Annotated in this window: 18 protein-coding genes; 11 read left to right on the top strand and 7 right to left on the bottom strand. The window is 60.6% G+C overall.

Annotated features, from left to right (window positions below; translation table 11 throughout):
* Nucleotides 1-12 precede the first annotated feature (12 nt).
* The 6 genes from HF679_RS12085 to HF679_RS12060 are packed head-to-tail and all read left to right on the top strand — an operon-like array spanning nucleotide 13 to nucleotide 6370.
* Nucleotides 13-966, top strand: coding sequence for an ABC transporter permease (locus HF679_RS12085; protein ID WP_123755864.1), 954 nt, complete (start codon nucleotides 13-15; stop codon nucleotides 964-966).
* Between the two features lie 2 nt (nucleotides 967-968).
* On the top strand, nucleotides 969-1862 hold the full coding sequence (locus tag HF679_RS12080) for an ABC transporter permease (protein WP_123755865.1): 894 nt from the start codon (nucleotides 969-971) through the stop codon (nucleotides 1860-1862).
* 3 nt (nucleotides 1863-1865) lie between these two features.
* On the top strand, nucleotides 1866-2909 hold the full coding sequence (locus tag HF679_RS12075) for an ABC transporter ATP-binding protein (protein WP_123755866.1): 1044 nt from the start codon (nucleotides 1866-1868) through the stop codon (nucleotides 2907-2909).
* Nucleotides 2899-3909, top strand: a complete 1011-nt coding sequence (locus HF679_RS12070; protein ID WP_154143497.1) for an ABC transporter ATP-binding protein — start codon at nucleotides 2899-2901, stop codon at nucleotides 3907-3909. Before HF679_RS12075 ends, HF679_RS12070 begins: the two co-directional genes overlap by 11 nt.
* A gap of 18 nt (nucleotides 3910-3927) precedes the next feature.
* Nucleotides 3928-5112, top strand: a complete 1185-nt coding sequence (locus HF679_RS12065) for an amidase (protein WP_154143496.1) — start codon at nucleotides 3928-3930, stop codon at nucleotides 5110-5112.
* Nucleotides 5102-6370: a Zn-dependent hydrolase gene (locus HF679_RS12060; RefSeq protein WP_123755869.1), complete on the top strand. Its 1269-nt coding sequence runs from the start codon at nucleotides 5102-5104 to the stop codon at nucleotides 6368-6370. Before HF679_RS12065 ends, HF679_RS12060 begins: the two co-directional genes overlap by 11 nt.
* Before the next feature lie 306 nt (nucleotides 6371-6676).
* On the opposite strand, the gene HF679_RS12055 is transcribed toward HF679_RS12060, so the two are convergent.
* Complete coding sequence (locus tag HF679_RS12055; protein WP_123755870.1) at nucleotides 6677-8140, bottom strand: PLP-dependent aminotransferase family protein; 1464 nt, start codon at nucleotides 8138-8140, stop codon at nucleotides 6677-6679.
* 235 nt (nucleotides 8141-8375) lie between these two features.
* Between HF679_RS12055 and HF679_RS12050 the strand changes: the two genes are divergently transcribed.
* The 4 genes from HF679_RS12050 to HF679_RS12035 are packed head-to-tail and all read left to right on the top strand — an operon-like array spanning nucleotide 8376 to nucleotide 11350.
* Nucleotides 8376-9227 carry a transporter substrate-binding domain-containing protein gene (locus HF679_RS12050; protein WP_123755871.1) on the top strand — a complete coding sequence of 284 codons (852 nt, stop codon included), beginning with the start codon at nucleotides 8376-8378 and terminating at the stop codon, nucleotides 9225-9227.
* Between the two features lie 47 nt (nucleotides 9228-9274).
* Entirely contained in the window at nucleotides 9275-9916 is a 642-nt protein-coding gene (locus HF679_RS12045; protein WP_123755872.1) for an amino acid ABC transporter permease, read from the top strand.
* Nucleotides 9917-9930: 14 nt separating this feature from the next.
* Entirely contained in the window at nucleotides 9931-10596 is a 666-nt protein-coding gene (locus HF679_RS12040; protein WP_187043006.1) for an amino acid ABC transporter permease, read from the top strand.
* Nucleotides 10589-11350 carry an amino acid ABC transporter ATP-binding protein gene (locus HF679_RS12035; protein ID WP_123755874.1) on the top strand — a complete coding sequence of 254 codons (762 nt, stop codon included), beginning with the start codon at nucleotides 10589-10591 and terminating at the stop codon, nucleotides 11348-11350. The genes HF679_RS12040 and HF679_RS12035 overlap by 8 nt, the downstream gene beginning before the upstream one ends.
* A gap of 324 nt (nucleotides 11351-11674) precedes the next feature.
* Here HF679_RS12035 and HF679_RS12030 read toward each other — a convergent pair whose 3' ends face one another.
* The gene (locus HF679_RS12030) at nucleotides 11675-12439 is read right to left on the bottom strand and encodes an SDR family NAD(P)-dependent oxidoreductase (protein ID WP_123755875.1); all 765 of its coding nucleotides are present in this window, start codon (nucleotides 12437-12439) and stop codon (nucleotides 11675-11677) included.
* A 306-nt stretch (nucleotides 12440-12745) separates the two neighbouring features.
* Here HF679_RS12030 and HF679_RS12025 point away from each other — a divergent pair, with 306 nt between their 5' ends.
* Nucleotides 12746-14083: an aspartate aminotransferase family protein gene (locus HF679_RS12025; protein ID WP_123755876.1), complete on the top strand. Its 1338-nt coding sequence runs from the start codon at nucleotides 12746-12748 to the stop codon at nucleotides 14081-14083.
* Between the two features lie 55 nt (nucleotides 14084-14138).
* Here HF679_RS12025 and HF679_RS12020 read toward each other — a convergent pair whose 3' ends face one another.
* From HF679_RS12020 to HF679_RS12000, 5 genes are all read right to left on the bottom strand, one after another.
* Nucleotides 14139-14843, bottom strand: coding sequence for an ABC transporter ATP-binding protein (locus HF679_RS12020; RefSeq protein WP_123755877.1), 705 nt, complete (start codon nucleotides 14841-14843; stop codon nucleotides 14139-14141).
* A complete protein-coding gene (locus HF679_RS12015; RefSeq protein ID WP_187043005.1) occupies nucleotides 14830-15666 on the bottom strand; it encodes an ABC transporter ATP-binding protein in 837 nt (278 codons plus the stop codon). Before HF679_RS12015 ends, HF679_RS12020 begins: the two co-directional genes overlap by 14 nt.
* Nucleotides 15659-16492, bottom strand: a complete 834-nt coding sequence (locus tag HF679_RS12010; protein WP_123755879.1) for an ABC transporter permease — start codon at nucleotides 16490-16492, stop codon at nucleotides 15659-15661. The genes HF679_RS12015 and HF679_RS12010 overlap by 8 nt, the downstream gene beginning before the upstream one ends.
* A complete protein-coding gene (locus HF679_RS12005; protein WP_227540126.1) occupies nucleotides 16492-17541 on the bottom strand; it encodes an ABC transporter permease in 1050 nt (349 codons plus the stop codon). Before HF679_RS12005 ends, HF679_RS12010 begins: the two co-directional genes overlap by 1 nt.
* A 160-nt stretch (nucleotides 17542-17701) precedes the next feature.
* Nucleotides 17702-19270, bottom strand: a complete 1569-nt coding sequence (locus HF679_RS12000) for an ABC transporter substrate-binding protein (RefSeq protein ID WP_123755880.1) — start codon at nucleotides 19268-19270, stop codon at nucleotides 17702-17704.
* Nucleotides 19271-19392: the final 122 nt, after the last annotated feature.

Raw genomic sequence — 19392 nt, 5'->3', positions numbered from 1 at the left:
CGGGAGCTACCGATGATCAATACGCTGCTATATCGCATCCTGCTGGCCATCCCCACCATGCTTGGGGTGGCGGTGATCTGTTTTATGCTGGTGCAGATAGCGCCGGGGGATCCGCTGGTCTCGGTGATGCCGCCGGATGCGTCCGAAGCCCTGCGTCAGACCTTAATGCAGGCCTACGGCTTTGATAAACCGCTGCCGCTGCAGTTTGTCCACTGGCTGTGGCGGGCGCTGCACGGCGACCTGGGGATGTCGGTGGCGACCGGAAGGCCGGTGATCGGCGAAGTGATGACCGCCGTCGGCTACTCGCTGCGCCTGGCGTTGCTGGCGACGGTGATCGGCTTTGTGCTGGGTAGCCTGTTTGGCTTTGTCGCCGGTTACTTCCGCAACAGCATTATTGACCGTCTGGCTTCGGTGCTGTCGGTGTTTGGCGTCAGCGTGCCGCATTACTGGCTGGGGATGCTGCTGGTCATCGTCTTTAGCGTTAAGTTCGCGCTGCTCCCGGCGACCGGCGGCGGGCCGATTGGCGAAGTGGGCTGGCAGTGGGACTGGGAGCACCTGCAGTTTATGTTGCTGCCGGCGATCACGCTGTCGGTGATCCCCACCGGGATTATTGCCCGCACCGTGCGTTCGCAGGTGGCGGACATTCTCAGCCAGGAGTTTATCGTCGGCCTGCGCGCCCGCGGGCTTAACGAGTCGCGGATCTTCCTGCACGTGGTGAAAAACGCCGCGCCAACCGCGCTGGCGGTGATGGGGCTGCAGGTGGGTTATCTGATGGGCGGCTCGATTCTGGTGGAGACGGTCTTCTCCTGGCCCGGCACCGGCCTGCTGCTCAATACCGCCATTTTCCAGCGCGACCTGCCGCTGTTGCAGGGCACCATCTGGGTGCTGGCGCTGTTCTTCGTGGTGCTCAACCTGCTGGTGGATATGCTGCAAACCAGCCTCGACCCGCGCATTAAGAGGAGCTGACGATGGTGGATACTGTGACCCCCAAAAGCATGGCCGTGACGCCCGTTACCCCCGCCAGACAAGGCTACTGGCGCGGCGTTATGCGCCGTTTACTGCGCGACCCCGGCGGCGTCTTCGTCGGGGCCATTATCCTGATCCTGTTGGCGCTGGCGCTGTTTGGCCCGTGGCTGATCGTAAAAGATCCGTATCAGACATCGATGTTTTTACGCCTCAAGCCGATCGGCACCGACGGTTTCCCGCTGGGTTCTGACGAACTCGGGCGCGATATGCTGTCGCGGCTGATCCTCGGCACCCGTCTGTCGCTGTTTATGGGCATTGTGCCGGTGGTCTTCGCCTTCTTTATCGGCGGGGCGATCGGCATTATCGCTGGCTATGCGGGCGGGAAAACCAACACCCTGATTATGCGCACCGTCGACGTCTTCTACGCTTTCCCTTCGGTGCTGCTGGCGATAGCGCTCTCCGGCGCGCTGGGGGCGGGCATTGGTAACGCGCTGCTGTCGCTGACGCTGGTGTTTGTCCCGCAGGTGGCGCGCATCGCTGAGAGCGTCACCGCTCAGGTGCGGCATATGGACTATATCGAGGCCGCCCGGGCCACCGGCGCCAGCGCCTTCACCATCATTCGCGTTCAGGTGCTGGGCAACGTACTGGGGCCGATTTTCGTCTTCTCCACCGGGCTGATTTCGGTGTGCATGATCCTCGCCTCCGGGTTGTCGTTTCTTGGCCTCGGGGTGCGTCCGCCTGAGCCGGAGTGGGGATTGATGCTGAATACCCTGCGCACGGCTATCTACACCCAACCGTGGGTGGCGGCGCTGCCTGGCCTGATGATCTTTATTACCTCCATTTCGTTCAATATCCTCGCGGACCGCCTGCGTGCGGCAATGGCGATTAAGGAGTAAGCGATGCAACCCTTTATCAATACCGACCTCGGCGGGCCGGCCCAGCCGCTGCTGAAGGTCAATAATCTGCTCAAGCACTTTCCCGCCGGCGGCGGCAAAGGCCGCGACGTGGTGCAGGCGGTGGACGACGTCAGTTTTACGGTGCTCAAAGGCGAAACCCTCGGCGTGGTGGGGGAGTCGGGCTGCGGGAAATCGACCACCGCGCGCCTGCTGATGCAGCTCCTGAAACAGGACAGCGGCGAGCTGATCTTTGATGGTCTGGAGGTCGGCTCATCGCGCCTGCCGATGAAAGCGTATCGCCGCCAGGTGCAGATGGTGTTTCAGGATAGCTACGCCTCGCTGAATCCGCGCATGACTATGGAAGAGAGCATTGCCTTCGGCCAGCGGGTGCATGGCGTCAGCGCCAAAGAGGCCAGCGAATATGCCCGCTATCTGCTGGCGCATGTTGGTCTTGAACCGGGGCGTTTTGCTCACCGTTATCCCCATGCGCTCTCCGGCGGCCAGCGTCAGCGCGTGAATATCGCCCGCGCGCTGGCGATGAAGCCCCGGTTGGTGATCCTCGATGAAGCGGTCTCGGCGCTGGATAAATCGGTGGAAGCTCAGGTGCTGCAATTGCTGCAGGAGCTGAAGCGCACCCTCGAGCTGACCTATGTGTTTATCAGCCACGATCTGCACGTGGTGCGCTGGCTGTCGGACCGCATCCTGGTGATGTATCTCGGTGAAGTGGTCGAGATTGGCCCCGCGGAACAGCTGTTTACCGCCTCGGCCCACCCCTATACCCGCGCATTATTAAGCTCGATGCCGTCGATGGACCCGCAGCATCGCACTCTGACCTCGCCATTGAACGGCGATCCGCCAAGCCCGATTTCCCCACCCTCCGGTTGCCGCTTCCATACCCGCTGTCCGCATGCCAGAGCAGTGTGCTCGCAGGTGAAGCCGAAGCTTGAAAACATTGGCGAGGGGCATCAAAGCGCCTGCCTGATGGCGCAACCCGCCTCGCCCTGGCATCAGAACATCGCCATCCAGGAGGTGAGCCATGTCGCATGATGCTTATGTCCACATCCGCGATCTGCGGGTCGAGTTTCGCCGCGATGGTCAGACGGTCAACGCGGTCAACGGCGTCTCTTTCGATGTGCAAAAAGGCGAAGTGATGGCGCTGATTGGCGAATCCGGGTCCGGAAAAAGCGTGACCCTGCGCGCCCTGATGCGCTTGCATCCGCCGAAAAGCAGCGTCCTTTCCGGCATCCTGAAAGTCGGGGAGGAAGAGGTGCTGACCATGAGCGCCTCGCAGCTGCGACGCTACCGTGGCGCGCGCTGCGCGATGATTTTCCAGGAGCCGCTGCTGGCGTTCGACCCGGTCTACACCGTCGGGCAGCAGATTGTTGAAGGCCTGCGTCGTCATGAAGGGCTGTCGCGTCAGGCGGCGCGGGAGCGGGCGCTGGAGGCGTTGCGTCAGGTGCGCATCCCCAGCCCTGAGCGGCGGCTGGATGCCTATCCGCACGAGATGTCCGGCGGGATGCGCCAGCGGGCGATGATTGCCCTCGCGCTCTCCTGTAATCCGCAGCTGCTGCTGGCGGATGAGCCGACCACCGCGCTGGATGCCACGGTGCAAATCCAGATCCTGATCCTGCTGCGCGAGCAGCAAAAGCAGCGCGATCTGTCGATTATCTTTGTGACTCACGACATCGGCGCGGCGGTGGAGATCGCCGACCGGGTGGCGGTGATGTATGCCGGGCGCATCGTCGAGGAGGCGTCGATAGAGGACATTTTATATCGTCCTCGCCACCCATATACCCAGGTGCTGCTGGGCAGCCGCCCGAAAGAGGGGCTGAAGAAGGGCGATGAGCTGCATTGCATTCCCGGCGCGCCACCGGATCTCTCGCAGCTGCCGCCCGGTTGCGCCTTTGCCGAACGCTGCCCGCACGCGCAGCCGGCCTGTACGCAGAGCCAGCCCGCCACCGAACAGGTCGGGCCGCGCCACGTGGTGAGCTGCCATCGCTGGCGGGCGCTGAGCCCGTCCGTTGAACATCGGGCGCTGTACGCCTGAAGCACAGAGGAAACCACTATGCAGGATGATCTTCGCGCCTTTATGCCCTATCCGGCGCATCCGGTGGCCCATGCGTTAAGCGGGCCGCTGAGCGGGATGACCTTTGCGGTCAAAGATTTGTTCGATGTGGCGGGCTACCCGACCGGCGGCGGCAACCCGCATCTGCTGGCGCTGTCTGGAATGAAAAATCGCACCGCGCCGGTGGTGCAGACGTTGCTGGACAACGGCGCGCGCTTTATCGGCAAAACCCACACCAGCGAGCTGGCGTACTCCATGAGCGGGCACAACGTGCATTACGGCACGCCGCGCAACGGTGCCGCGCCGAACCATATTCCCGGCGGCTCGTCGTCGGGGTCGGCGTCGGCGGTGTCGAATGACGCCTGCGATTTTGCTCTCGGCACCGATACCGGCGGGTCGGTGCGCACGCCGGCCAGCTACTGCGGATTGTACGGCCTGCGACCAACCCACGGTCGTCTCTCCCTCGACGGTTGCCAACCGCTGTGCGCCACTATGGATACCTGCGGTTTCTTTGCCCGTTCAGCCGCGGTTTTCTCCGCCGTAGCGGATTGTCTGCTGGGCGAGGCGTCTGTGGATATCGCGAATGTGCAGCTGGCAAGCCACGATGGCCTGTTTTCCCACCTGCCGCTGCGCAGCCTGCAGGCGCTGCAGCCGGTGCGTCAACGAATCAGCCGTGAGTTCGGGCCGGTCACCGCGCTGAGCGCGCCGCTGCCGGACGTGGACGAGATCTATCTCGCCTTTCGCCAGATTCAGGGCTACGAGGCGTGGCAGTCGCAGGGCGAGACCATTGAGCGTTATGGCCTGCAGCTGGGACCGGACGTGCGTGAGCGCTTCTTCTGGGGTAAAGCGGTGACCAGCGCCCAGTTTGAAGCTGCCTGCCAGCAGCGCGAACGTTTTAGCGCCTGGTGGGACCAGCAGCTCGGTGATGCGGTGCTGGTGATGCCGACCGTTCCCGACGGGGCGCCGCTGCTGACGGCGCAGGCGGAAGAGATCGAAGCGGTACGCCGTCTTTCTCACGATCTACTGTTAATTTCGGTGATGACCCGACGGCCGCAGGTGACGCTGCCGGTCGCTCAGGTGGGCGGTTTGCCGCTGGGTATCTCACTTTTAGGGCCGCGCGGCAGCGATCGTCTGCTGGTCGCGCTGGCCAGCGCATTGATGCAAGGAGACCAATATGAGCAGTGATGTCCTTTTTACTCCCGTAACCGAGACCGCCGCCTGCCGTATTAATGGCGAACGTCTGTGGGATTCTCTGATGACGCTGGCGGAAATCGGCGCCACGCCGAAGGGCGGCTGCTGTCGCCTGACCCTGACCGACCTCGACCGTCAGGGGCGGGATCTGGTGATTGGCTGGGCACAAGCGGCCGGGATGCGCGTCACCGTGGATAAAATCGGTAACGTGTTTATGCGCCGGGAAGGGCGTAACCCAGCGCTGCCGCCAGTGGTGTCCGGCAGCCACATTGATACCCAGCCAACCGGCGGTAAATTTGATGGCAACTACGGCGTGCTGGCGGCGCTGGAGGTGGTGCGCACCCTGAACGATCTGGAGATGGAAACCGAGGCGCCGATTGAAGTGGTGTTCTGGACCAACGAAGAGGGGTCGCGCTTTGTGCCGGTGATGATGGGCTCCGGGGTGTTTGCCGGGGTCTTCCCGCTGGAGACGATCTACGCCGCCAGGGATGCAGAAGGTAAAACCGTCGGCGAGGAGCTGGCGCGGATCGGCTATATCGGCAGCGAGACGCCGGGGGATCATCCGATTGGTGCCTACTTCGAAGCGCATATCGAACAGGGGCCGATTCTGGAAGATGAAGAGAAAATTATCGGCATCGTGCAGGGCGTGCTGGGGATCCGCTGGTACGACTGCGTGGTGACCGGCCAGGCCTCCCACGCCGGGCCAACGCCGATGCGTCTGCGCCAGGATGCGCTGCAGGTGGCGACCCGCATTATGCAGGAAGTGGTGGCGATTGCCGGGCGTAGCACCGAGGGGCGCGGCACGGTAGGGATGGTGCAGGTCCATCCGAACAGCCGCAACGTGGTACCGGGTGAGGTGACGTTTTCTATTGATATGCGCAATCTCAGCGATGCGCTGGTGGATGAGATGGATTGCCAGCTGCGGGCTTTTATCGACCGCGTCGAGCAGGAGAGCGGGCTGACGGTGGCGCTGAAAGAGGTGAGCCACTATCCGGCGGCACCGTTCCACCCTGAATGTCAGGCGGCGATTGCCGGGGCTGCGCAGCGTCTGGGGTATCCGGCGCGGGAGATTGTCTCCGGGGCCGGGCATGATGCGGTGTACATGAGCTATCTGGCGCCCACCGGGATGATTTTTATCCCCTGTAAGGACGGTATCAGCCACAACGAAATCGAGTATGCCTCACCGGAGCATGTTACCGCCGGGGCGAACGTGCTGCTGCAGGTGATGCTGCAGTACGCGAAAGCGGTATAGGTGACGCCTGACACCACACCCGGTGGCGCTGCGCTGACCGGGCTACGGGGTCATCGCCGTCTGGGGGTTGGCAACCTGGGCACCATTCCCCGGTGGCGCTGCGCTGACCGGGCTACGGGGTCACCGCCGTCTGGGGGTTGGTAACCTGGGCACCATTCCCCGGTGGCGCTGCGCTGACCGGGCTACGGGGCTGCTGCGGTCTGGGGGGGACACACCCGGAGGCGGGCTACGGGGCTGCCGCCGTCTGGGTTTTGTAGCCCGGACAGGCGCAACGCGCCGCCTCCGGGAGAGGTACTGTGGCGGCCGCTAACCCATCTGCGCCAGCTGCCCGCGCAGCACGTCGACCCCTTGCTCGATGGCGTCGGGGTTAATGGCGTGGAACCCCATGCGGAAGAAGTTACCCGGTGGCGCCTCGCTAAGAAAATGCCGCGCGCCGGGCTCAATCAGCACGCCGGCGTGGGCGGCGCGCCAGGTCAGTTGCTGGGTGTTGATCTGCTCCGGAGTCGCCAACCAGAAGGCGTTGGCATGTTCGCTGCCGGCAATAATCCGGCACTCCGGCATGTAGTGTTGCAGGGCATTATGCAGGCGATCCCAGCGCTGGGCGGAGTCGTAATGGTAGCGCCGCAGATGGGTTTCGTAGTGACCCTGGGCGAGGAAATGGGCCATCTGATATTGAATATTGGTCGGCGGATGACGATACACCAGCCGGCGTAATGCCCGGGCTTCGTCAATCAGGTCCGGGTCGGCGACCATAAAGCCCAGCCGCAGGCCCGGCGACAGCGCTTTTGACAGGCTGCTGACGTATACCACTCTGCCGCTGCGGTCGCTGGCCTTCAGCGCCGGCAGCGGGTTGAGCATAAAGTTACTTTCCGAGTCGTAATCATCCTCAATAATCACCGCGTCGTGGCGGGCGGCATGTTCCAGCAGCTGGCTGCGTCGCGCCTTGCTCATCGCTACGCCGGTCGGCACCTGGTGGCCGGGGGTGACGTAGTAGTAATCGCAAGGGGCGTCGTTAAGGACAATACCTTGTTCATCCACCGGGTGCGGCACAATATCGGTATCGGCGAGCAGGAAGGTGTTGATGGCCTCACGAAAACAGGGATTCTCCACGCCCACGCGGGTCTTCGCTGACATCAGCAGGCGGGTCAGTAGGTACAGCGCATTTTGCGAACCGAGGGTAATCAGGATCTCATCCGGCGCCGCCACAATCCCGCGCTTCGGCAACACCCGGGTGCGGATCTGCTCAATCAGCATCGGCACATCCTGGTCGATATGGTCCACCACCCATGCCGGGTCACGCACGCCGCCGTGCAGCCAGTTGGCCGCCGAACGCCAGGTAGCCAGCGGGAACTGGCGGGTGTCCGGCTGCCCGTAGATAAACGGATAGCGGTAGTTCATCCAGCCCGCCGGTTTGAGAATCGACTCCTGCTGGCTGGGGGTGATCTGCAGTCGCGTGCCCCATCGTGGTGCAGAACTCTCGCGTGGCGGTGCAGTATCCATGGTCGCGGCAGGGGAATGCTGGTAATCCGGATGCAGATAATACCCGCTGCGCGGGCGGCTGATCAGATAGCCCTCGTTCACCAGACTTTCAAACACCAGCGCGGTGGTATTGCGTGATACCCGCAGCTGGCTGGCCAACTGGCGGCAGGAAGGGAGCGGGGTGTCGGCGGAAAAAATCCCGCCCAGAATGGCGTTAATCAGCGTCTCGCGCACCTGCTCCTGCAAACCGCGGTGCGGGTCGAAATCAACGTGTAACAGGTGTCGGATCATGCTCAGCTCCTTACGCAAACGCGTGCTACAGGAACTGGAGCAAATTCCATACCACCCTGAAATTGACTGACACATCCCCGTAGCGAATCTGGCTCTATCGAGAAATTTAAAACCGTCTCTACATTAAAAATGTATTCATCAGCCGCGGACCGGAACGTCCATCGGCACATATTTTGCAAAACCTTTTCATGTTCGGGAATGAACACGTCTGGCGAATTAATTTAGGGGTGGATTGATGAAAAAATCATTAGGTTCAATGTGTCTTGGCGCCGTAATGGCAATGGCCTTTTCTTATCACGCAGTCGCCGCAGATCTTCCGGAAATTGAAAAATCCGGCACCCTGAAAGTCGCGACGGAAGATGATTACGCGCCTTTTAACTTTATGAATAACGGCCAGGCCGATGGCTTCAACAAAGATATGCTAGATGAATTGCGCAAATATGCAAAATTCCATGTTGAGCAAAGTATTTTGCCGTGGACCGGATTATTAGCGGCGGTATCAACCGGCCAGTACGATATGGCGTTAACCGGGGCGGTGATTACCGACGACCGTCTGAAAGTGTTTGATTTCACCCCGCCGTGGGCGTCCGCCCAGCACTATTTTGTCAAACGTGCCGGTGATAATTCGCTGAATACCATTGCCGACCTCAGCGGTAAAAAAGTGGGGGTTCAGGCGGGAAGCGCGCTGCTGGCGCGTCTGCCGGAGCTGAAAGCGATGCTCGAGAAAGGCGGCGGCAAGCTGGGGCCGGTGGTGGAATACCCTTCCTACCCGGAAGCCTACGCCGACCTGGCTAACAAGCGCCTCGATTACGTGATTAACGTGGTCATTTCGGTTAACGACCTCGCAAAAGCCAAACCGAAGGTCTTCGCCAAGGGATTACCGGTGTCTGGTCCTGGCTATATGGCATGGCCGATTCCGAAAAACTCACCGCAGTTGTTGGCCTATATGACCAAATTTATGAACCATATGCGTGAGACCGGCAAGCTCGCCGAGCTGCAGAAAAAATGGTTTGGCGAAACCTACGATGACCTCCCGACAGAGCCGATTACCAACCCGGAACAGTTCCATAAGCTGGCTGGTTTCTGACAAATTGCGGCGGGTAACCGCCGCGTGTTAATGCGAAGGAGGGCCCTATGGACGCAATTTCCTGGCAGTTACTGATTGAAGGCGCATGGACGACCCTCTGGATTTCGGCTATTGCGATTACTTTTGGCGTTATGATCGGCCTGCTGATTGCGCTGGTGCGGATGTTACGCCTGCCGGTTATCGATCAGCTGCTGGTGGTGTATATCAGCCTGGCCCGCGCCACGCCGCTGGTGACGCTGGTGCTGTTTCTGTTTCTCTCGCTGCCTACCGTGGGGATCAACCTCGATAAAAACATGGCGGCTATTGTCGCGCTGACCCTCAACACGTCGGCATTTAACGCGGAAATCTGGCGTAACGCCTTCCGCACTTTCCCTCGTGAGCAGCGCGAAGCGGCAGAGTCCGTGGGGATGGGGCGCTGGGCCTATTTCCGCTACATCATGTTGCCGCAGATGTGGATCGAGAGCCTGCCGGCACTGGTCAACGAAATGTCGTTCCTGATCAAAGGCAGCCCGGCGATCGCGGTGATCGGCGTGGTCGATTTGACCCGCGTGACCAACCGAATTTCATCCGTCACTTACGAACCCTTGTCGCCGATCCTTGCGGCGGGTCTGCTGTACGTCGTGCTTATCGGTACGCTGCTGAAATTGCAAAGCATCGCGGAACGCAAAGCTAAACGCCTGGCGCGATAATCACAGGAGGATCTATGAATCAATGGGCCGTTATCTGGTCAGTGCGCGACAGCTTTATCGCGGGATTGCTCGCCACCCTTGAGCTTTTTATTACGGCGGCCGTTGTTGGATTTATCGCCGGCATCGTCTTGTGCTATTTAACCGAATATCAGAAAAAGACCCTGAACCGGTTAATTATTGGCTTTGTCAGCTTAATGCGAGCTATTCCTTTTCTGATTCTGGCCTATTTGCTCTATTACGGATTACCGGAAGTCGGGATCAATATGGAAGCATGGACCGCCGGGCTGATTGCGTTAATTATCTACCACGGCGCCTATTTCTTTGAAATATTGCGCAGCCAGCGCCGGGTATTTTCCGGGGGCTATATCGAAGCCGCCGTCGCCCAGGGTTTTTCGCGTTATCAAATATTCCGGCGAATTATTTTGCCGAATATCGTCTCATCAGCATTACCGCTACTGGGTAACCAGCTGATTATTTGCCTGAAGGATACGGCTTTTTTGAGCATTATTACCGTTCAGGAGATTACCGCCGCGGCCAACAGCGTCCAGGCGACCTATTTCATCCCGTTTAACGCGTTTATTGTCGCCATTGCGTTGTACTGGGCCGTCAGCATTGTGCTGGAGCTGCTGATCAAACGACTGAGCGCTCTGGGAGCCAAAAGAGGAATGAGTCATGCCTGATACAACGGCTGTGAGTATTAAAAACGTCTCCAAGCAGTTTGATAATATTGAGGTGCTGCGCGACATCAACCTGACGGTTGAAAAGGGGTCAGTGGTGAGTATTTTAGGCTCGTCTGGCTCTGGTAAATCGACGCTTCTGCGCTGTATGAACTGGCTGGAGCAGCCGGACCGCGGCGAGATCCACATCGGCGGCCAGCGTCTGGGGATTGACGAACAAAACGGTAAGGCCATGTCCCACCGCCAGCTGTCAAAGATTCGCGAGCGGGTGGGGATGGTGTTCCAGAGCTTTAACCTGTGGCCGCACCTGAGCGTGCAGCAGAATGTCAGCGAAGCGCTGCTTCGTGTCAAAGGCATGAAGCGCGATGAGGCCAATGCTATCGCCCTGCAGCAGTTGGAAAAGGTGGGGATGGCGCACAAAGCCGATGCCTGGCCGATTACCCTGTCCGGCGGACAGAAACAGCGGGTGGCGATTGCCCGTTCGCTGGCGATGTCGCCGGAGGTGATTCTGTTTGATGAGCCGACGTCGGCGCTGGACCCCGAGCTGGTCAATGAGGTGCTGGGGGTGATGAAGGCGCTGGCGGCAGAGGGATACACCATGGTGGTGGTGACCCACGAAATGGATTTTGCTCGTCAGGTGTCAGATGAAGTGGTGTTTCTTGAAAAAGGATTGCTGATTGAGAAAGCGCCGCCGGAGAAGTTTTTCACCAACCCGGATTCCGAACGCGTCAGACAGTTTTTACAAAGCAGCCGCTAATCAATGCAGTAGCCCGGACAGATGCTTGAGGCACCTGTCCGGGCGACAAAACCCAAAACCGCACAGTCCGTAGCCCGGCCAGCGCAGCGCCACCGGGGTATTCCCGGAGGCGGTGCAAGCGCCTGTCCGGGCTACAAACCCCAAAACCGCACAGTCCGTAGCTCGGTCAGCGCAGCGCCACCGGGGCATTCCCGGAGGCGGCGCAAGCGCCTGTCCGGGCTACAAAACCCAAAACCGCACAGTCCGTAGCCCGGTCAGCGCAGCGCCACCGGGGTATTCCCGGAGGCGGCGCAAGCGCCTGTCCGGGCTACAAACCCTAAAACCTTAATCGCGGTCAATGGCGAACGGCTGCCAGGCCTGACGTACCGGCATCACTTCAACGCGGTTGATATTCATATGGTCCGGCAGGGTGGCGATGTAAAACATCTGTTCGGCAATATCCATCGCGCTCAGCGGGGTGGTGCCGCGATACAGATTATCCGACGCCGCCTGGTCGCCTTTGGTGCGCACCAGGGTAAATTCCGTCTCGGCAATGCCCGGAGCCAGGTCGGTGACGCGCACGCCGGTTCCGAGCAGGTCGCAGCGCAGGTTATAGCTAAACTGCTTCACAAAGGCTTTGCTGGCGCCATATACGTGGCTGCCCGGATAGGGCCACTGGCCAGCGATAGAGCCGATATTGATGATGCTGGCACCGGCGCCGTGGTTAATCAGCGTCGGCAGCAGCGCATGAGTGACGTTCACCAGCCCGGTGACGTTGGTATCGATCATCGTTTTCCAGTCTTCCAGATCGACCTTCTGCGCCGGCAGCGGCGACAGCGCCAGCCCGGCGTTATTGATAAGCGTAGTCACATCGGCAAACTCAGCGGGAAGCGCCGCCACCGCTGCCGCCACCGCGTCGCTGTCGCGGACGTCGAGTTCGATAATATGCACCGGGACTTGCGCGGCGAGCTTATCCTGTAATGTCTTCAGCCGCTCGACACGACGCCCGCTGAGGACCAATGACCAGCCCGCCTCGGCAAAGACCTGTGCTGCCGCTTCTCCAAATCCCGAGGTTGCCCCGGTAATAAACACCACTTTGCTTGTTGTCATCTCATGCTCCTGTGCAGGTTGTCGTCCCACCATATGCTCTAAATAATTCGAGTTGCTTGTAGGCGGCAAGGCCGTAAATCCCCAGGAGCTTACTCAGGTAAGTGACTGGGATGAACGGGGGCAGCCAACACCCAAGCAACTTGAAGTATGACGAGTATAAAAACGCTCACCCGACGGGCACAGAGCCAGTCGCGCTATGGCGATGTGACACGGTGTCACATCATTTTCCTCGCACTGGCTCTATCCGTTTTCCCGCTGTGCAGCCAATGATGAATCCAACAACAACGACATGAGAGAGGGCAGGGTATGAAGCTGGCATTACAGAACGATGTTACGGTAAGCAACGATGAAGTACGCCAACTGGATCGTGCTTATGTCTTTCATTCGTGGTCGATACAGGGCAATGTCAATCCGCTGGTGATTGCCGGGGCTAAAGGCTGCGAGCTGTGGGACTACGAAGGCAATACCTACCTTGATTTCAGCAGCCAGCTGGTCAACGTCAACATCGGCTATCAGCATCCTCGCGTGCTGGCGGCCATGAAAGCGCAGATGGATGAGCTGGTGACCATTGCGCCGGCCACCGCCAACCTGGCGCGCGGCGAAGCGGCCAAACGCATTGTCGAGCTGGCGCCGGAAGGCTTCAGCAAGGTGTTTTTCACCAACGCCGGGGCGGACGCAAACGAGAACGCCATCCGGATGGCGCGGTTGTACACCGGGCGCGATAAAGTGCTGTCGGCCTACCGCTCCTACCACGGCAATACCGGTAGCGCGATTGCCGCCACCGGCGACTGGCGTCGCGTACCGAACGAATATTCACGTGGGCACGTGCACTTCTTTAACCCGTACCTCTATCGCAGCGAATTTAACGCGCTGACGGAAGAGGAAGAGTGTCAGCGTGCGCTGGCCCATCTGCGCAGAATGATCGAGTGTGAAGGCCCGACCGCCATTGCCGCGATTCTGCTGGAGTCGATTCCGGGAACCGCCGGGATCCTGGTGCCGCCTGACGGTTATATGCAAGGCGTGCGGGCACTGGCCGATGAGTTTGGCATCGTGCTGATCCTCGATGAGGTGATGGCCGGGTTTGGGCGTACCGGTAGCTGGTTTGCCTTCGAACAGGACGGCATCGTGCCGGATCTGGTGACCTTCGCCAAAGGGGTGAACGCCGGGTATGTACCGGCAGGCGGGGTGTTGATCAGCGAGCCTATCGCCCGCTACTTTGACGACCATTTCTTTGCCGGGGGGCTGACCTATTCCGGCCACCCGCTGGCGATGGCGGCGATTGTCGCCACCATTGACGCGATGAAAGAAGAGAAAGTGGTGGAGAACGCGGCGACCATCGGTAATGAAGTGCTGCGTCCGGGGCTGGAAGCGCTGGCGGAAAAACACGCGATTATCGGTAATGTGCGCGGCCGTGGTCTGTTCCAGGCGCTGGAACTGGTCAGCAATCGTGAGCAGAAAACGGCGTTAACCGCCGCGGATATGGCGGCGATTAAAGGCGCGTTAACCGAGGCCGGTCTGCTGGCGTTTGTGGTGGAAAACCGTATCCACGTGGTGCCGCCATGCACCATCAGCGCCGAGCAGGTGGCGAAAGGGCTGGCGATTTTTGACAGCGTCTTCACCCGCTTTGCCAGCCTGGCGAAGTAACTTCCGCGCAGTACGATTCCCGGGTAGCGGCGTCAACGCCTTACCCGGGAAAACCTTACCCCATCCGATGTTCACCGTTCACCAGCGCTTCGCGATCGAAGAAGCGCTGAATCACCCCTTGCGCCATAAAGGCCGCCCGGTCTGACATATGGGCAATCACATCGGCATCGTGACTGACCAGCAGATAGGTCATTCCGTGCTCCTGTTTCAAGCGGTTCAGCAGATTCAGAATTTCCGCCTGCACCGACATATCCAGCGCCGAGGTTGGCTCATCCAGTAGCAGGATCTGCGGGCGCAGCAGCAGGGCGCGGGCAATCGCCACGCGCTGACGCTGGCCGCCGGAGAGCTGATGCGGATAACGTTGGACGGCATCCGCCGGCAGCCCTACCTGTTCCAGCGCGGTGGTCACCCGCTGCGTAATCTCGTCGATACCATGAATTTTCAGCGGCTCTGCCAGGGTGCGCCACAGCGTATGATTGGGATGCAGCGACGCGTAGGGATCCTGAAATACCATCTGCACGTTGCGCCGCAATGCCCCCTGAAAACGCACGCCGGGGGTGATGGCCTTATCGAAGAGCTCGACCCGGCCATGCCACTCGCGCTGAAGACCGGCGAGCACCCGTAAAATGGTCGACTTCCCGCAGCCGGAGGCACCGATCAGGCTGAAGGTTTCCCCCGCCTCAACGCTGAAACTGGCGGCTGAAACCGCCGTTTTATCGGCAAAATTGACCTGCAATGCATCGAGATTAACGACTGCCATGTGCCGCCTCCGTAAAATCCAGGGTTCTGTCGAGCGTCGGCAACATCTGGCCATAGGTGCCGGCATCGGGGCGGCAGGTCCAGAGCGTGCGGGTATAGGGATGGGTCGCCTGAGGCAGTTCCCGCGCCGGCATCTCATCCACCTGCATGCCCTGATACATCACCAGCACCCGATGGCAATGTTCCGCCACCAGCGGCAGATCGTGGCTTATTAACAGCATCGCCATTTGCCGCTGTTCGCACTGTTCCACCAGCAGTTCGAGTATCTGATTACGCAATCGGGAGTCGAGCGCCGAGGTGGGTTCGTCGGCAATCAGCACTTTCGGGTTGTTAAGCAGCGCGATGGCGATCATCACCCGCTGGCCCATCCCGCCGGAGAGCTCGCCGGGATAGCGGCTGAGCACCGGGAGATCGAGGCCGACGGCATTTACGGCGGCTTTTACCGCCTCCAGCCGGGCGCGGCGGCTCAGGCGCTGATGCAGCGTTAACGCTTCTTCCAGCTGCGCCTGAATGCTTTGCACCGGGTTCAGCGCATAGCGTGGGTCCTGTAAAATCATGGCGATATCGTTGCCGCGCAGCGCCCGCCAGCCGCGGTCGTTGAGGGTCAGAAGGTCGTGACCCAGCACGTTCAGCGTCTCGGCGCTGACCACTCCCGGCTTGCGTACCAGCCCCATCAGGGCGCGGGCGGTCATGGATTTGCCCGAACCGGACTCGCCCACCAGCGCCAGCCGCTCGTTGCCGAGGCTAAAATTGACGTTATTCACCACCCGGGCGGCAGGGTAGTCGATGCACAGCCCGCGAACGGAGAGTCGGGTATCAGTCATGTTGTGGCTCCAGAACATCGCGCAGGCCGTCGCCCAGCAGGTTAAATGCGAGGCTGGCAATCAGGATCACCGCGCCAGGGGCGGCGGCAATCCACCACTGATCGAAAATGACCTGCATGCCGTCGGCAATCATCGCCCCCCATTCCGCCATCGGCGGACGCGCGCCGAGGCCAAGGAAGCCCAGCCCGGCGGCGGCAAGAATAATCCCCGCCAGGTCCAGCGCCAGCCGCACGATAGCCGAAGGCAGGCACAGCGGCAAAATATGGCCGACCAGCAAGCGCCAGCCGCGAATTCCCATCATTTCGGCGGCGGCCAGATAATCGCTGTGGCGCAGGCGTTGAATTTCGCTGCGTGCCTGACGGGCATAGGCCGGCCAGGTGGTGAGGGCCAGCGCCAGCGCGCCGTTAACCAGCCCCGGCCCGAGCATGGCGACAAAGGCAAAGGCGAGGATCAGGCGCGGCATCGACATCACCACGTCGGTGAAACGCATCAGAACCCGCTCCAGCCAGCCGCCGTAATAGCCGGACAAAATCCCCACCAGCAGACCGACGGGCAGGGTGATAAGGGTGACCAGCGCCACCAGCCCCAGCGCCGGGCGCGCGCCGTAAATCAGACGTGACAGCAGGTCGCGGCCATAGCTGTCGGTGCCGAGCCAGTGCTGCGCTCCCGGCCCCTGCAACCGCGCGGCGGCATCCTGCCAGTTGGGATCGAGCGGCGCCAGCCAGGGGGCGAACAGCGCCACCAGCAGCAGCAACGTGATAATCACCAGCCCGCAAAAGGCGGCGGGGGAGCGACGCAGGCGACGCAAAAACAGATAGGCCGGCATCAGCGCACCCTCGGGTCGGTCAACCGGACCAGCAGGTCGGTGAGGTTATTAATGAAGACAAAACTCGCGCCAATCAGCAAGGTGCCGCCCATGATGGCGGTGGTATCGCCGGCAAACAGCGCGGTGGTCAGGTAGCGGCCAATTCCCGGCCAGGAGAAGACGGTTTCGGTTAGCACCGCCCCTTCGAGCATCGAGGTCCAGGCCAGCGCGATCACCGTCAGCAGGGTGCCACGGATGTTGGGCAGCACGTGGCGCAGCAGAATCGTCATCTCGCTGGCGCCTTTGGCGCGGGCCAGCAGGATGTACTCTTTGTTCATCTCGCTAAGGCAGGCGGAGCGGGTCAGGCGGGTAATGCTGGCCAGCGAATAGTATCCCAGCAGCAGCACCGGCAGAAGCAGGTGGCCGATGGCGTTTATGAACGCGGCTTTATCGCCTGAGAGCCAGGTGTCGATCAGCACGAAGCCGGTCCGGGGCTCGACGGTATATTGATAAATGTCGTCCAGTCGTCCGGGGCCTGGCGTCCATTGCAGCCTGGCGTAGAACAGCGCCAGCATCAGCAGGCCGAGCCAGAAAATGGGCACCGAGTTGCCAATCAGGGTAAAGGTGCGAACCGCCAGATCCCACGGCGACCCCACGTAGCGCGCGCACAGCACGCCGGAGATAACCCCAAGCAGCGCGCCGACGATCAGCGCCAGCGTGGCCAGTTCGAGTGTGGCGGGAAAGGTGGCGAGCAGATCCTGCAGCACCGGCTGGCCGGTGGAGCTGGCAATGCCCAGATCGCCGTGGGCCAGGTTGACCAGGTAGTGCCAGAACTGCACCGGCAGGGCGCGGTCGAGTCCGAGCTGGTGGCGAACCTGATCGTAGGTAGACTGGCTGGCATGATCGCCAACGATTTGCAGCACCCGGTCAACCGGCGACAGCGCCGAGAGCGCAAAGGTCACCAGCAGCAGACCGAGCAGGGTCAGCGCCAGGGTGAACAGCCCCTGAAACAGCGCGAGCAGAGGGCGCGCGCTGCGCCGCTCTGCTCTGGTAGGTAAAACAGCAGACATGGTTATTCCGTCGGTAAAAAATGCAGTGTTATCAGCTGGTGCGATCCGTTGTAGCCCGGTCAGCGTCGCGCCACCGGGAAAACATAAGGTATCGGGCCTGCGTTCCCGGAGGCGGCGCGTTGCGCCTGTCCGGGCTACCTGATCGTACCTGCCCCAGGCGTTACTTGGTTACCCGGTCATACCAGACCATGTCGGCGTTCAGACCCTGCTGATAACCTTTGACGTTATCGCGGACCACGATCTGGGTTTTCCCTTGATCAACGAAGACGTAAGGCGAACTGCGCTGCAACTCTTCCTGCATTTTTTTATACAGATCGAGGCGTTTTGCCGGGTCCGCTTCGGCGACTGCGGCCTGGGTCTCTTTGTTCAGCTGCGGGATCTGCCAGCCGTTCAGGCCGGCGACGGTGCTGGATTTACCATCATTCCATGCGAAGGCGCTGGCGTTGGAGTGGGCGTCGAAGTAGTCAGGGATCCACAGACGAATCGCCGCCTGGTGCTGCTTTGCGCGCACCCGGGCATACACCTGGCTACCGGCGGCCGGCAGCAGATCGATCTTCACGCCGCCCTGAGCAAAGCTGGCCTGCATCGACTGGGCGATGGTGATGAACGGTGGTTTGTTTTCAACATCAAGGGTGAAGTGGGCATCTTTGATCCCGGCTTTGGCGAGGATCGCTTTGGCTTTCTCAGGGTCGAATTTAAACGGATTGTTGTCCAGCGCGCCCGGCAGACCGACCGGCAGGAAGCTCTGATGGACGAAATACTGGCCCTTGAGCAGATCTTTGGTGATGCCGTCGTAATCCACCAGCCAGCGTGCCGCTTCCCACAAGGCCGGGTTTTTCAGCAGCGGGTTGGCGCTGTTGCCGGTGTTGAACGCCAGGTAGTTCTGCTCGGCGGACGGGATACTCAGCACCGTGACGCCCGGTTTGCCCTGCAGAGCCGCTATCTGATCGGCCCCGAGATCGCGGGCAACGTCGGCATCGCCCTGTTGAATCAGCAGGCGGCGGGACGCCGGGTCGGGGACGTTCTTAATAATCACGTTTTTCAGCTTCGGCGCACCGGTCGGCGAGCTGTCGTTGGCTTCCAGCACGATGGCCTGATGCGGTTGATAGACGCGCATTTTGAACGCGCCGCTGCCCGCGGAGTGCATTTTCAGCCAGCTGTTGCCGAAGTCGTTATCTTTGACGTTCGGGGCCACCAGCTTTTCATCGACGATGGAGGCGATCGGCGTGGAGAGGATATTCAGCGCAACCGCCGGGCTGACGTCGGCGGTCCAGTGCAGCTCCAGCGTGTGGTCATCCACCTTTTTCAGCTGGCTGGCGATGTTGTCCGGCTGCCAGCCGAGCACGTTGAGGATAAAGGCCGGGGACTTATTCAGTGTGACCGCGCGGGTGTAAGAGAAAATAATATCTTCCGGGCGCAGCGGGTTGCCGGAGGCAAATTTAGCGTCGGGCTTGAGCTTGATGGTCAGCGTTTTGGCGGCCGGATCTGCCTGCCAGCTTTCCGCCAGAATCGGGGTGATTTTTTCAGGGTTGTCGCGGTCCGGTTGAACCAGGCGCTGATAGAGGCTCGGCACCGTCTGAATACTGGACAGCTCATTGGCTTCCGCCGGGTCGAGGCTGACAATATCGTCGAGTCCCTGGGCAACGACCAGGGTAGTTGGCGGTGTAGCGGCATGGACGCTGGCGGAGAGCGCGGTCAGTACCAGTAAAGGCAGCAGTTTTTTGGTCATGAGCAATCCCTGAAAAATGTTGTTTTGATTATTTATGCTTCGCTACGTTAGGCCGCTTCACTGCCGTCGTAAAGTCAAAATACCGATAAGCTTATGCGGAAAAAGAATAACCAATACGCTTG

It is taken from the genome of Enterobacter sp. JUb54 (genome assembly GCF_014298075.1).
GTDB lineage: Bacteria > Pseudomonadota > Gammaproteobacteria > Enterobacterales > Enterobacteriaceae > Klebsiella > Klebsiella lignicola.
The sequence above is the reverse complement of the archived record's forward strand: the minus strand, read 5'-3'. Positions and strand labels throughout refer to the sequence as shown.

Coding starts and splice junctions, on each gene's coding strand:
- HF679_RS12085 (WP_123755864.1), top strand. CDS start 13: ATGATCAATACGCTGCTATATCGCATCCTGCTGGCCATCCCCACCATG.
- HF679_RS12035 (WP_123755874.1), top strand. CDS start 10,589: ATGCCTGATACAACGGCTGTGAGTATTAAAAACGTCTCCAAGCAGTTT.
- HF679_RS12040 (WP_187043006.1), top strand. CDS start 9,931: ATGAATCAATGGGCCGTTATCTGGTCAGTGCGCGACAGCTTTATCGCG.
- HF679_RS12070 (WP_154143497.1), top strand. CDS start 2,899: ATGTCGCATGATGCTTATGTCCACATCCGCGATCTGCGGGTCGAGTTT.
- HF679_RS12000 (WP_123755880.1), bottom strand. CDS start 19,270: ATGACCAAAAAACTGCTGCCTTTACTGGTACTGACCGCGCTCTCCGCC.
- HF679_RS12025 (WP_123755876.1), top strand. CDS start 12,746: ATGAAGCTGGCATTACAGAACGATGTTACGGTAAGCAACGATGAAGTA.
- HF679_RS12045 (WP_123755872.1), top strand. CDS start 9,275: ATGGACGCAATTTCCTGGCAGTTACTGATTGAAGGCGCATGGACGACC.
- HF679_RS12020 (WP_123755877.1), bottom strand. CDS start 14,843: ATGGCAGTCGTTAATCTCGATGCATTGCAGGTCAATTTTGCCGATAAA.
- HF679_RS12075 (WP_123755866.1), top strand. CDS start 1,866: ATGCAACCCTTTATCAATACCGACCTCGGCGGGCCGGCCCAGCCGCTG.
- HF679_RS12080 (WP_123755865.1), top strand. CDS start 969: ATGGTGGATACTGTGACCCCCAAAAGCATGGCCGTGACGCCCGTTACC.
- HF679_RS12065 (WP_154143496.1), top strand. CDS start 3,928: ATGCAGGATGATCTTCGCGCCTTTATGCCCTATCCGGCGCATCCGGTG.
- HF679_RS12015 (WP_187043005.1), bottom strand. CDS start 15,666: ATGACTGATACCCGACTCTCCGTTCGCGGGCTGTGCATCGACTACCCT.
- HF679_RS12030 (WP_123755875.1), bottom strand. CDS start 12,439: ATGACAACAAGCAAAGTGGTGTTTATTACCGGGGCAACCTCGGGATTT.
- HF679_RS12050 (WP_123755871.1), top strand. CDS start 8,376: ATGAAAAAATCATTAGGTTCAATGTGTCTTGGCGCCGTAATGGCAATG.
- HF679_RS12055 (WP_123755870.1), bottom strand. CDS start 8,140: ATGATCCGACACCTGTTACACGTTGATTTCGACCCGCACCGCGGTTTG.
- HF679_RS12005 (WP_227540126.1), bottom strand. CDS start 17,541: ATGTCTGCTGTTTTACCTACCAGAGCAGAGCGGCGCAGCGCGCGCCCT.
- HF679_RS12060 (WP_123755869.1), top strand. CDS start 5,102: ATGAGCAGTGATGTCCTTTTTACTCCCGTAACCGAGACCGCCGCCTGC.
- HF679_RS12010 (WP_123755879.1), bottom strand. CDS start 16,492: ATGCCGGCCTATCTGTTTTTGCGTCGCCTGCGTCGCTCCCCCGCCGCC.